Origin of the sequence: Sphingobium sp. PNB, assembly GCF_019873065.1 — a bacterium.
GTDB lineage: Bacteria > Pseudomonadota > Alphaproteobacteria > Sphingomonadales > Sphingomonadaceae > Sphingobium > Sphingobium fuliginis.
Map to the genome: position 1 here is coordinate 39,196 of NZ_JAINEZ010000034.1, position 10,488 is coordinate 49,683.

Sequence of the window (10,488 nt, forward strand, 5' to 3'; positions counted from 1 at the left end):
TTGGGCTTTTCTTACCCGCCGCCTTTCTCCAGAACATAGGGCATGAGCGATTTTTCCGACCTGCTGAAAGCCGACAACAATCAACCCGCCCGTTCGATCCTGATCGTGGATGCGCCAGGGCTGGAAAGCTGGCTGGGAAGCCAGCCGGAGCGTGTGCGCGCGCTGGCCGCCGCGCAGAAATTCAAGGGCAAGGCGCATGAATTCGCCATTCTGCCTGGCGAAGATCCGGCGGACTGGTCGGTAGTGGCGGGCGTCGCTTCCGCCACGAAGCTGGGACCATGGTGCCTTGCCAGGCTGGCCGAGGCCTTGCCCGAGGGGACTTATCGGTTGGTCGAAGGCGCGGCCGGCGCGGCGATGCTGGGATGGCTGACCGCGCAATATCGCTTCGACCGCTATCGCAGCGAAGAAAATGGATCGGGAGCGCGCGTCCTGCTGACCGCGGAAGTGGCGCAGATCGATGCGGCCACGCGCCTGGCGGAGGCGGTGGCGCTGGTGCGCGATCTGGTCAACACGCCCGCCGCCGACATGGGGCCGGCCGAACTGGAAGCTGCAACCCGCAAGGTGGCGGAACGCTTCGGCGCGGACTGCAAGGTGACGAAGGGGGATGCGCTGGAACATGGCTTCCCGATGATCCATGCCGTGGGCAAGGCCGCGGACAAGGGCTTCGCGCCGCGCCTCATCGAATTGCGCTGGGGCGATCCCGGGCACCCGAAGGTCGCGGTCGTCGGCAAGGGCATTTGCTTCGACAGCGGCGGCCTGGACATCAAGCCGTCTTCCGCCATGCGCCTGATGAAGAAGGACATGGGCGGCGCGGCCCATGCCCTGGCGCTGGCGCAGCTTGTCATGGACGCGCGCTTGCCGGTTAGGCTTCACCTGCTGATCCCGGCGGCGGAGAATGCGGTGTCCGGCAATGCCTTCCGGCCCGGCGACATATTGCGGTCGCGCAAGGGGCTGACGGTCGAGATCGGCAATACCGATGCCGAGGGGCGGCTGGTGCTGGGCGACGCGCTGACGCTGGCGGGAGAGGACAAGCCGGACCTGATCATCGACTATGCGACGCTCACCGGCGCGGCGCGGGTGGCCGTGGGGCCGGACCTCCCCGCCCTGTTCGCCAATGACGAGGCGCTCGCCGCAGACATGGATGCGGCCGGGACCGCCGTCGACGATCCGACCTGGCGCCTGCCCCTGTGGGACGGCTATGCGGAAATGCTGAAGTCCGATGTGGCCGACATCAACAATGCGGGCGAAGGCGGCTTCGCAGGGGCGATCACCGCCGCGCTGTTCCTCAGGCGGTTCGTGCCCGACGCCGTGCCCTGGCTGCATCTCGACACCTTTGCCTGGCGTCCCGCCTCCCGGCCGGGGCGGCCCAAGGGGGGCGAGGCGCTGGGACTGCGCGCCGCCTTCCATATGCTGCAAGCGCGCTACGGCCGTAAAAAGTAAAAAGAAAGCGATTGTCCGAGGCCGTTACGCAACCGGATTGGCTATCGTGCGTTACGGGGTCATGGATGCCCATTCCGCACAGACTGAAGCCGCAGAGCTGAACCGTCCCGGCCTGAAGCCGCTCAGCCAATGGATGCGCACATTGGTCGATTATGTGCGGTCCGGCAAACCCGACCTCACCAACCGGCAGATGGCGCTGATGCTGACCGTCTACATCGGCGCGGGGCCGCATACGGTGCGGGGACTCGCGGAAGCGCTGAACGTCTCCAAGCCGGTCATCACCCGCGCACTCAACAAATTATCGGCGCTTGGCTATCTGCGGCGGGAACGGGACTCCACCGACCGACGCAATATTTTCATCACCCGAACCCCAAAAGGGGCGGAATTTCTTGACGCCTTTCACCATTTCATCGCAGGAACCGGCCGCGATGAACGCCTCAACTTCTCCCCTGCGGAACGCACCGCCTGAACGCATCCGATTCAAGCTGGACGGCCGATCGGTCAGGCTCGACACGCGCGTCCACGCGGCGCGCGGCGACCTGGCCGACCTGGCGCTGGCCGGCGTGCTGTTTTCCGCCCATTATGCCCGCGCCGTCGAACTGACCTGCGTCGCCGCCGGCGCACCGGTGCTGGCGTCCGACACGCCCAAGGCGCAGGCGGTCAGCGAATTGCTGCGCGGCGAGAGCTTCCACGCGCTGGACGTGACGGCGGACTGGGCCTGGGGCTTTTGCGGGCATGACGGCTATGTCGGCTATGTCCGGCGGGAAGCGCTGGACGTGCGGGAGGTGGTGAACAGCCGCGTGATCACCGGCACGGCGCCGCTCTTCAGCGCCGCCGACATCAAGTCGCCCATTGCCGATTACTGGCCGCGCGGCGCGCAGTTCGCGGCAGAGGCGCAGGGCGATTTCTTCGCCTGTGCGGAAGGCTTCGTGCATCGGCGCCATGTCGCGGAGATCGACGCGCTGGAAAGCGACTGGGTTTCGGTGGCGGAGCGTTATCTGGGCCAGCCCTATGTCTGGGGCGGGCGCGGGCATCGCGGCGTCGACTGTTCCGGCCTGGTGCAGGTATCGCTCGGCCAGTGCGGTATCAAGGCGCCCCGCGACACCGATCTGCAGCGGGAGGGGATCGGTTCCCCCCTCGCGCCGGATGCGCCGCTCCGACGAGGGGACTTTGTCTTCTTCCCCGGCCATGTCGGCATCATGACCGACGAGCGCAACATGATACATGCCAACGCCCATTGGATGAGCGTGGTGATCGAGCCACTGGCCGACGTCGTCGGACGGTTGGCGGCGGACCACGCGGAACCCGTGACGGCGAGGCGGAGAATCGGCACATGACACATCGGATATTCATCGACGGCGGCGTCGGCACCACGGGTCTGGAAATCAACGAGCGGCTGGCGGGTCGTCCCGAACTGTCGATCATCACGCTCGACGAGGACAGGCGCAAGGACGCGTCGGCGCGCAGGGACGCGCTGAACGCGGCGGACATCGTCATCCTCTGCCTGCCCGACGATGCAGCGCGGGAGGCGGTGGCCCTGATCGACAATGGCCGGACGCGGGTGATCGATGCGTCGACGGCCCATCGAGTGGCGGACGGCTGGACCTATGGCTTTGCCGAACTGGAACCGGGGCATCGGGACAGGCTCGCAAATTCGCGGTTCGTCGCCAATCCGGGCTGCTGGCCGACAGGCTTCCTGGCGCTGGTGAGACCGCTGGTGCTCGCCGGTCTGCTGCCGGGCGACTGGCCGGTGACGGTATCCGGCGCGTCCGGCTATTCGGGCGGCGGCAAGTCGATGATCGCGGAATATGAAGGCGCGGAGGGCGCGCCGAGCGCGTTCCGGCCCTATGGACTGGGGCTGGCCCACAAGCATGTGCCGGAAATGCTGCGCTATTCCGGCTTGCAGCACCCGCCCCTGTTCGCCCCGGCCGTCGCCAATGCCTATCGCGGCATGATCGTGGAGGTGCCGTTGCAGTTGCGCGCCCTGCCCGGCGCGCCTTCGGTGGCCGATGTGCATGGCGTGTTGGCCGCCGCCTATGCGGGATCGCCCATCGTCAGCGTGGAAGCGCTGGAGGACAGCGCGGCGATGACTCAGGTCCGGCTGGAGCATGTCGGCGCGACCGACCGGCTGGCGCTGTTCGTCTTCGGCAATGAGGCGGCCGGTCAGGCGCGGCTGGTGGCGGCGCTCGACAATCTCGGCAAGGGCGCGGCCGGAGCCGCCGTGCAGAACCTCAACATATTGGCGGGACTGCCGGAAACGGCTGGCCTGCGGCTATAGGCCAACATTCGATCTGCTCCATCCGTCATGCCGGACTCGTTTCAGCATGACGGATGGGAAGTCGGGGCGAGCGAAGCTTCGGAGATGCGCTGGATCAATGGATCGTGCCCAGCGGCCCTTCATGGGTCAGCAGCACGATCAGCCGCTCGATCTGCCGCCAATGGCAGAAGCGGATATGGTTGCCCAGATCGCGGCTTCGGTCGGCGCGCGCCGCGGCTTCATAGCCTGCATTGTCGCCAAACAGCGACATCAGCTCAGCTGCGTCCTCATAGCTCTTTCGATTGGAAAGATATGGCATGTTCATGACGAAGCCCCCCAAAGTCCCCACCCTGACGGTAAGGATCATGGTTCAATCCCCATGCCAACCATGGCCATCGACGGAGCAGCGCGGCCTGGAAGGGTGAACGGCCGGTTAGCCAAGTCCCGCCATGGCACAAACATCCCGTTGCGGCACAGACCTGTCCTGAAAAGGCGCAGGCGGGAAAGCGCTGGCCATGCATCCCCGCGCGTGGCAAGGACCGGGAAATGACCAATGCCAGAAAAGAACCGATCGGCGCAGGCGCCATTTTGGCGCTCACCATTTTGGGCGGAACAATCGTCGGCGGCCTGATGGGCCAGCCAAGTGCAGGCCTGCTGGGCGGCACCGCGCTGGGCATCGTGATCGCGGTGCTGCTATGGGTGCGGGATCGGGGAAAATAGCTCCGCACCCGGCACTTGCGCGCCTTGCCACCATCTGTGGGCCAGCATAAACGGATAGCCATGAAGAAGCATCTGATCGCGCTCACCCTCCTCACGCTGGCCGTTCTCATCGGCCTTTTCTTCTATTTCGCGCGGGGAGATACGGCGCGGCTTCCGGCCGGCGCGGATGTGGGCAAGGAGCCGGTTTTCACCAGCCCCCGCAGCGAAATGATCCCGACGATGAACGTCGCGGATGCCGTGCCGTGGAAGGGTGGGGAAAAGCCGGTTCCCGCAAAGGGGCTGAACGTCGATCGCTTCGCGGATGGGCTGGACCATCCCCGCTCGCTGCTGCGCCTGCCCAATGGCGATGTGCTGGTGGCCGAAACCAACAGCCCGTCACGCCCGACGGGCGGCATCGTCAACCGGGTGATGAACTATCTGATGAACAAGGCAGGCGCCGGCGTGCCGTCCGCCAACCGCATCACCCTGCTGCGCGACGCCGATGGCGACGGGCGGGCGGAAACCAAGACCGCTTTCCTCACCGGGCTCAACTCCCCCTATGGCATGGCGCTGGTGGGGAACACGCTCTACGTCGCCAATACCGATGCCTTGATGGCCTTTCCCTACAAGGAAGGGGACAGCAGGATCACGGCCAGGGGGCGCAAGATCCTGAACCTTCCCGCGCAGGCGCCCAACATGCACTGGACGCGCAGCCTGGCCGCAAGCCCGCAGGGGCTGCTTTATGTGGGCGTCGGCTCCAACAGCAATATCGGGGAAAATGACCTGGAGACGGAGGCCAATCGCGCCGCCGTGCTGGAGGTCAATCCCGATACGGGCGCCTATCGCATCTACGCTTCGGGCCTGCGCAACCCCGTGGGGCTGGCTTTCGAGCCCAGGAGCGGCGCCTTGTGGGGCGTGGTGAACGAGCGCGACATGCTGGGCAGCGATCTGGTGCCCGATTATCTGACGCGGGTGGAATTCGGCGCCTTCTATGGCTGGCCGTGGAATTATTGGGGCGGTTATGAGGATCGCCGTGTCCAGCCGCAGCGGCCGGAGGTTCGCGAATATACCAAGCGGCCGGACTATGCGCTGGGCAATCATGTGGCGCCGCTGGGCCTCAGCTTCGCCGACAAGGTGACGCTGGGCGCGCCCTATGCCAACGGCGCCTTTGTCGGGCTGCACGGCAGTTGGAACCGTAAGCCTGCCGCGGGCTATAAGGTCGTGTTCGTGCCCTTTGGCGACAATGGGGAGGCGGGCAAGGCCAAGCCGGTCGATGTGCTGACGGGCTTCCTGGGAAGCAAGGGCGAGGCGCATGGGCGCCCGGTCGATGTGACGGCGGACGCCAGGGGCGCGTTGCTGGTGAGCGACGATGTCGGCGGGGTCGTCTGGCGGGTGACGGCGGCGAAGTGAGGTGATGGGTTCTTGCCGGGGAGTGCCCTTGATCCTCTCCCGTCGAGGGCCGGCAGAGAGGGACACTCCGCCAAAATACCCCGGCCGCAAACCCATGAATGGCGCGCTCAAGATTTGAGGCAAAAGGCTCGGCACAAGGAGAGAGGGCGCGGGAATATGTTTCAAGCCCTGCCGACGCCGTGATGGGCCTTTCTGGTCGAACCGCAGGACGCCCGGATGGGTTTACGGCCTAGATATTGAGGCCATGCCGCCCGGCCAGTTCCACCACATATTGCCAGGCCACGCGGCCTGAGCGGCTACCCCGCTGGGTCGCCCACTGGATCGCGTCCAGCGGCTGGAAGCTGAGGCCGAGGCTGGCCGCATAGCCGCTGACAATAGCGACATAGGCATCCTGGTCGATCGCGTGGAAACCCAGGGACAGCCCGAAGCGGTCCGAAAGCGCCATCTTGTCGTCCACCACGTCGCGGGGATTGACGGGGTCGTCCTGCTCCGACAGGTGGCGGGGCACGATGTGACGGCGGTTAGACGTCACATAGAGGCGAACATTGGCCGGGCGGGCGGCGGTTCCGCCCTGGAGCAGCGACCGAAGCGCACGGGCGTCGCCCACCCCATTTTCATCGAAGCCAAGATCGTCGAGGAACAGGATGAAGGGCCGGCGCGTGTCGCGCAACAGGGTGAAGAGTTGCGGCAGGCTGGCCAGTTCATCGATCGCGCATTGCAGCAGGGCGATGTCCTGCCCCTCCGCCTGAAGCTTGCCGATGACGGCGGCAACGACGGCGGACTTTCCGGTTCCGCGTGCGCCCCACAGCAGCACGTCATGCGCCGCATGTCCGGCAGCATGGCGGCGGCTGTTTTCAAGCAGCGCCTGCTTCTGCGCATCGATGCCGGTCAACAGGGCGTAATCCACCGGCGCGAAGGCCTCCACTGCCCGGATCGTGGCGCCGTTCCACACATAGGCGGGCGCGGCGGCCAGATCGGCGGAAGAAGCGGGCGGTGGAGCGATCCGTTCCAGCGCTTCGGCAATGCGGGTCAGCAGGGCATCGTTCATGGCGCCCTCGCTTAGCCCGCATCCGCATGACGGGCAAGCGCGGCGCCCATGTCATTCTTCTGTAGCAATGGCCTTTTACTCCCGGAAATCGGGGCTTATATCGCTGGGGTCGTGACCATCCCAAATCCAGTCTTTTCCACCCGAATAAGCCGCTATGGCAGCGAAGCGCTGCGCGAGGCGGCGCTGCTGATCCGTGCGGGCGAACCGGTCGCCGTGCCGACGGAGACGGTCTATGGCCTGGCGGCGGACGCCACGGACTCCAACGCGGTGGCGGCGATCTACACCGCCAAGGGACGGCCAAGCTTCAATCCGCTGATCGTCCATGTCGCCGATCGGGAGATGGCCGGGCGTCTGGCCGATTTTTCGCCCGTGGCCGACAAGCTGGCGGAGCGGTTCTGGCCCGGCGCGCTGACCATGGTTCTGCCTGTGCGAGCAGACAGCGGACTGTCGCCGCTGGTCATGGCGGGACTGCCGACCGTGGCGCTGCGCCTGCCCGCCCATCCGGCGATGCGGGCGCTGATCCGGGAAAGCGGGCGTCCGCTCGCCGCGCCTTCGGCCAATCGCAGCGGCGCGATCAGCCCGACGCGCGCCGAACATGTGCTGGCGAGCCTCAACGGCAAGATCCGCATGATCCTGGATGAGGGGCCGACCAGCGAAGGGCTGGAATCGACCATCGTCGCGCCGGAAAGCGACTGCATCCGCCTGCTGCGACCGGGCCCGATCACGGCGGCCATGCTGGAGGAGGCAAGCAGGCTGCCGGTGGTGACGGGCGCTGAGAATGCGAAGATCGAGGCGCCGGGGCAGTTGGAAAGCCATTATGCGCCGTCCAAGCCGGTGCGGCTGAACGCGCTGAAGGCGGAGAAGGACGAATATCTGATCGGCTTCGGCCTGATGCCGTGTCATGTGAATCTCAGCCCCGACGCCGATATTCGGGAAGCGGCGGCGCATCTGTTCGCGGCCCTGCACATCGCGGATGCCAGCGCGGCGGAGCGGATCGCGGTGGCGCCAATCCCGAATGAGGGGATCGGGGTGGCGATCAATGACCGGTTGCGGCGGGCAGCGGCTTAACATTCGCATTCATGCGGCCCGCCTATGAACAAGTTCAGCATGACGCGTGGGGATGGGCCGGATAAAAGGGCGAGAAATCACTCACCCGCAATTATCATAACCCGCATCGCGGCATTCGCGGCGACGGCGTTCTTCCTCCTTCTTCCGCTCGCGGGCTTCGCGCGCCTCCTGCTTGCGCATCTTGCGGCCGTAATTGCGGTCGGCCTCTTCCTGGCTGGTGGTGCTCCAGTCGACCACCTGGCTGCCCGCGCGCACCGGCGCGGTCACGATATTCGCCGCCGTCCGCGCGATGCAGCCCGGCAGGAACAGCAACAAAGCCGGCGCGGCCACCCATGCGATCCTGTTCATATCTCTTCCCCGGCTTGTCATGTCCGCCAGCTTAAAGACGCTGGCGGCCAGGGCAAGCCGTGGGCGACGAACCGTTAGGGCGCTTCGATCCGCTCGGCAAAGCCCTTGCGCAGCTTGGCGAGCTTGGGCGGGATCACCGCCATGCAATAGGGGTTCCGGTCCCCTACCCGCTCCCAATATTTCTGGTGATAATCCTCCGCCGGATACCAGGGCGCGTCGGGCTCTATGGCGGTGACGATCGGGTTCGCCTGATCCGCCTGGGCGCGCTCGATCCCGGCCTTCGCCTCCGCCGCCTGTTCGGGCGAATGGGGGAAGATGGCCGACCGATACTGGGTGCCGATGTCATTGCCCTGCCGGTTGAGCGTCGTCGGATCATGGGTGGCGAAGAAAATGTCCAGCAGGTCGCCATAGCCGATCGCCGCCGGATCATAGGTGATGCGGATAGCCTCGGCATGGCCGGTCGCGCCGGAGCAGACCTGCTCATAGCTGGGGTTCGGCAGCGTGCCGCCGATATAGCCGCTTTCCACGGCCTTCACGCCCTTCAGATTCTGATACACCGCTTCCGTGCACCAGAAGCAGCCGCCAGCCAGGGTTGCGATCTCTTCGGCCATATAGGGAGTCCTTATCCTGAATTGGCCGCCGAGATAGGAAGGATCAGCCCGCGGTTCCAGTCTGCCGCATCGCCGCCTCCGCCTTGGCGCGTTCCTCGGCCACCAGTTCCTTTCGGGACAGCTTGCCGACCAGCGTCTTGGGCAGGTTGAGGCGCACCTCCACCTCGCACACCTTCTCATGCTTGCCCAGTTGCGGGTTCAGCCAGTCCTTGAGCGCGGCCCCGTCGATCCCGGAGCCCTCCTGAAGAGTGACGAAGGCCTTCGGACATTCGCCCCGATAATGGTCGGGAATGCCGATCACCAGCGCTTCCTTGACCGCCGGATGGTGGTAGAGGACCTTCTCGACCTCGCTGGGGAAGACCTTGAACCCGCCCACGGCGATCATGTCCTTCAGCCGGTCGACGATCTTCACATAGCCGTCCTCGTCGATCAGCCCGACATCGCCTGTGCGCAGCCAGCCGTCGACGAAAACCTCCTCGTCGGCGTCCGGCCGCTGCCAATAGCCCTTCATGATCTGCGGCCCGGAAAAGACCAGTTCGCCCGGTTCGCCCTCGGACGGCGGACGGGTCGGGTCCTCGCGGTCGACCAGCTTGACGCGGGTGCCGGGCACCGGCTGCCCCACCGTGCCGGACTTGTTGAGGCCCTCATAGGGGTTGGAGCAGACGACCGGGCTGCTTTCGGTGAGGCCATAGCCCTCGACCAGCTTGGAGCCCGTCATCGCCTCGAACCGCTGCTTGACCTCCAGCGGCAGCGGCGCGCCGCCGGAAATGCAGAGGCGCAGGGAGGAGAAGTCGATATTGGGCGTCGCGGGATGATCCAGCAGCGCCTGGTACATGGTGGGCACGCCGGGCAGCGAGGTCGCCCTGGTCCGCTGCAGCGCGGCCAGAACCTGCGTGCCGTCGAAGCGGGGCAGCATCACCATCTCCCCGCCGTTCAGCACCGTCCGGTTGAGCACGCATGTATTGGCGAAGACATGGAAGAAGGGCAGCACCGCCAATATGCGGTCGGGCGCTTCGGGATGCGGATCGATCAGGCGGACCTGCCGCGCATTGGCGGTCAGGTTCTGATGGGTCAGCATCGCGCCCTTGGGCCGGCCGGTGGTGCCGCCGGTATATTGCAGCAGGGCGATGTCCTGCTCCGGATCGATGGCGACCGGCACGGGGTCTTCGCCATGGCGCAGCAGGTCCGCATAATGGGTAAGGCGCGGATCGTGCGGTACCGCGACCGTCTCCTTGCGCTTGAACAGCCGGAACAGCACCGACTTGGCAGGCGGCAGGACTTCCGCGACGCAGCCGACGACCAGCCGTTCCAGGCTGCTGTTGTCCAGCACTTCCAGCGCGGTGGGCAGCAATGCCTTGGCCGACAGGGTGAAGAGGATCTTCGTCCCGCTATCCTCGACCTGATGTTCCAGCTCGGCGGCCGTGTAGAGGGGGGAATAGTTGACGACCGTCGCCCCGGCCATCATCGCACCATAATAGGCCGCGACATAATGAGGGACATTGGGCAGGAAAAGGCCGACCCGGTCCCCCTTTATGGATGGCTCGCCCCTTAACTGAGCGTTGTTGCCTTACGGCAGCAGGCCGTTTGCGAAAGGAGCAAGGGTCATG

At 65.8% G+C, this 10,488-nt stretch carries 11 protein-coding genes and 1 pseudogene; 7 read left to right on the forward strand and 5 right to left on the reverse strand.

The window, feature by feature from the left end:
• Positions 1 to 42: 42 nt before the first annotated feature.
• The 4 genes from K7W03_RS13245 to argC all read left to right on the forward strand — a co-directional run bounded on the left by K7W03_RS13245 (position 43) and on the right by argC (position 3,718).
• Positions 43 to 1,440 carry a leucyl aminopeptidase family protein gene (locus K7W03_RS13245; RefSeq protein ID WP_025548867.1) on the forward strand — a complete coding sequence of 466 codons (1,398 nt, stop codon included), beginning with the start codon at positions 43 to 45 and terminating at the stop codon, positions 1,438 to 1,440.
• A 61-nt stretch (positions 1,441 to 1,501) separates the two neighbouring features.
• Positions 1,502 to 1,909, forward strand: coding sequence for a MarR family winged helix-turn-helix transcriptional regulator (locus K7W03_RS13250; protein WP_025548865.1), 408 nt, complete (start codon positions 1,502 to 1,504; stop codon positions 1,907 to 1,909).
• Positions 1,869 to 2,777 carry a C40 family peptidase gene (locus K7W03_RS13255; RefSeq protein ID WP_222886527.1) on the forward strand — a complete coding sequence of 303 codons (909 nt, stop codon included), beginning with the start codon at positions 1,869 to 1,871 and terminating at the stop codon, positions 2,775 to 2,777. Before K7W03_RS13250 ends, K7W03_RS13255 begins: the two co-directional genes overlap by 41 nt.
• Entirely contained in the window at positions 2,774 to 3,718 is a 945-nt protein-coding gene (gene argC / locus K7W03_RS13260; protein ID WP_102999719.1) for an N-acetyl-gamma-glutamyl-phosphate reductase, read from the forward strand. Before K7W03_RS13255 ends, argC begins: the two co-directional genes overlap by 4 nt.
• A gap of 94 nt (positions 3,719 to 3,812) precedes the next feature.
• Here argC and K7W03_RS13265 read toward each other — a convergent pair whose 3' ends face one another.
• Positions 3,813 to 4,016: a hypothetical protein gene (locus tag K7W03_RS13265; protein WP_037482318.1), complete on the reverse strand. Its 204-nt coding sequence runs from the start codon at positions 4,014 to 4,016 to the stop codon at positions 3,813 to 3,815.
• 227 nt (positions 4,017 to 4,243) lie between these two features.
• Here K7W03_RS13265 and K7W03_RS13270 point away from each other — a divergent pair, with 227 nt between their 5' ends.
• Both K7W03_RS13270 and K7W03_RS13275 read left to right on the forward strand, forming a co-directional pair.
• A complete protein-coding gene (locus tag K7W03_RS13270; protein WP_165363299.1) occupies positions 4,244 to 4,417 on the forward strand; it encodes a hypothetical protein in 174 nt (57 codons plus the stop codon).
• Positions 4,418 to 4,477: 60 nt separating this feature from the next.
• Entirely contained in the window at positions 4,478 to 5,806 is a 1,329-nt protein-coding gene (locus K7W03_RS13275) for a PQQ-dependent sugar dehydrogenase (protein ID WP_061935446.1), read from the forward strand.
• A 229-nt stretch (positions 5,807 to 6,035) separates the two neighbouring features.
• On the opposite strand, the gene K7W03_RS13280 is transcribed toward K7W03_RS13275, so the two are convergent.
• On the reverse strand, positions 6,036 to 6,854 hold the full coding sequence (locus K7W03_RS13280) for an ATP-binding protein (RefSeq protein WP_025548859.1): 819 nt from the start codon (positions 6,852 to 6,854) through the stop codon (positions 6,036 to 6,038).
• A gap of 111 nt (positions 6,855 to 6,965) precedes the next feature.
• Between K7W03_RS13280 and K7W03_RS13285 the strand changes: the two genes are divergently transcribed.
• Positions 6,966 to 7,922: an L-threonylcarbamoyladenylate synthase gene (locus tag K7W03_RS13285; protein WP_222886528.1), complete on the forward strand. Its 957-nt coding sequence runs from the start codon at positions 6,966 to 6,968 to the stop codon at positions 7,920 to 7,922.
• A gap of 81 nt (positions 7,923 to 8,003) precedes the next feature.
• On the opposite strand, the gene K7W03_RS13290 is transcribed toward K7W03_RS13285, so the two are convergent.
• The 3 genes and pseudogenes from K7W03_RS13290 to K7W03_RS13300 form a co-directional block, all read right to left on the reverse strand.
• The gene (locus K7W03_RS13290) at positions 8,004 to 8,270 is read right to left on the reverse strand and encodes a hypothetical protein (protein WP_048575912.1); all 267 of its coding nucleotides are present in this window, start codon (positions 8,268 to 8,270) and stop codon (positions 8,004 to 8,006) included.
• Between the two features lie 74 nt (positions 8,271 to 8,344).
• The gene (gene msrA, locus K7W03_RS13295) at positions 8,345 to 8,881 is read right to left on the reverse strand and encodes a peptide-methionine (S)-S-oxide reductase MsrA (protein ID WP_025548856.1); all 537 of its coding nucleotides are present in this window, start codon (positions 8,879 to 8,881) and stop codon (positions 8,345 to 8,347) included.
• Positions 8,882 to 8,924: 43 nt separating this feature from the next.
• Positions 8,925 to 10,412, reverse strand: a pseudogene (locus tag K7W03_RS13300) (long-chain-fatty-acid--CoA ligase); the annotation flags it as partial.
• Positions 10,413 to 10,488 lie beyond the last annotated feature (76 nt).

Excerpts from the sequence above, each read along its gene's own strand:
- K7W03_RS13275 (WP_061935446.1), top strand. The coding sequence starts at position 4,478 with ATGAAGAAGCATCTGATCGCGCTCACCCTCCTCACGCTGGCCGTTCTC.
- K7W03_RS13290 (WP_048575912.1), bottom strand. The coding sequence starts at position 8,270 with ATGAACAGGATCGCATGGGTGGCCGCGCCGGCTTTGTTGCTGTTCCTG.
- argC (WP_102999719.1), top strand. The coding sequence starts at position 2,774 with ATGACACATCGGATATTCATCGACGGCGGCGTCGGCACCACGGGTCTG.
- msrA (WP_025548856.1), bottom strand. The coding sequence starts at position 8,881 with ATGGCCGAAGAGATCGCAACCCTGGCTGGCGGCTGCTTCTGGTGCACG.
- K7W03_RS13255 (WP_222886527.1), top strand. The coding sequence starts at position 1,869 with ATGAACGCCTCAACTTCTCCCCTGCGGAACGCACCGCCTGAACGCATC.
- K7W03_RS13250 (WP_025548865.1), top strand. The coding sequence starts at position 1,502 with ATGGATGCCCATTCCGCACAGACTGAAGCCGCAGAGCTGAACCGTCCC.
- K7W03_RS13270 (WP_165363299.1), top strand. The coding sequence starts at position 4,244 with ATGACCAATGCCAGAAAAGAACCGATCGGCGCAGGCGCCATTTTGGCG.
- K7W03_RS13280 (WP_025548859.1), bottom strand. The coding sequence starts at position 6,854 with ATGAACGATGCCCTGCTGACCCGCATTGCCGAAGCGCTGGAACGGATC.
- K7W03_RS13245 (WP_025548867.1), top strand. The coding sequence starts at position 43 with ATGAGCGATTTTTCCGACCTGCTGAAAGCCGACAACAATCAACCCGCC.
- K7W03_RS13265 (WP_037482318.1), bottom strand. The coding sequence starts at position 4,016 with ATGCCATATCTTTCCAATCGAAAGAGCTATGAGGACGCAGCTGAGCTG.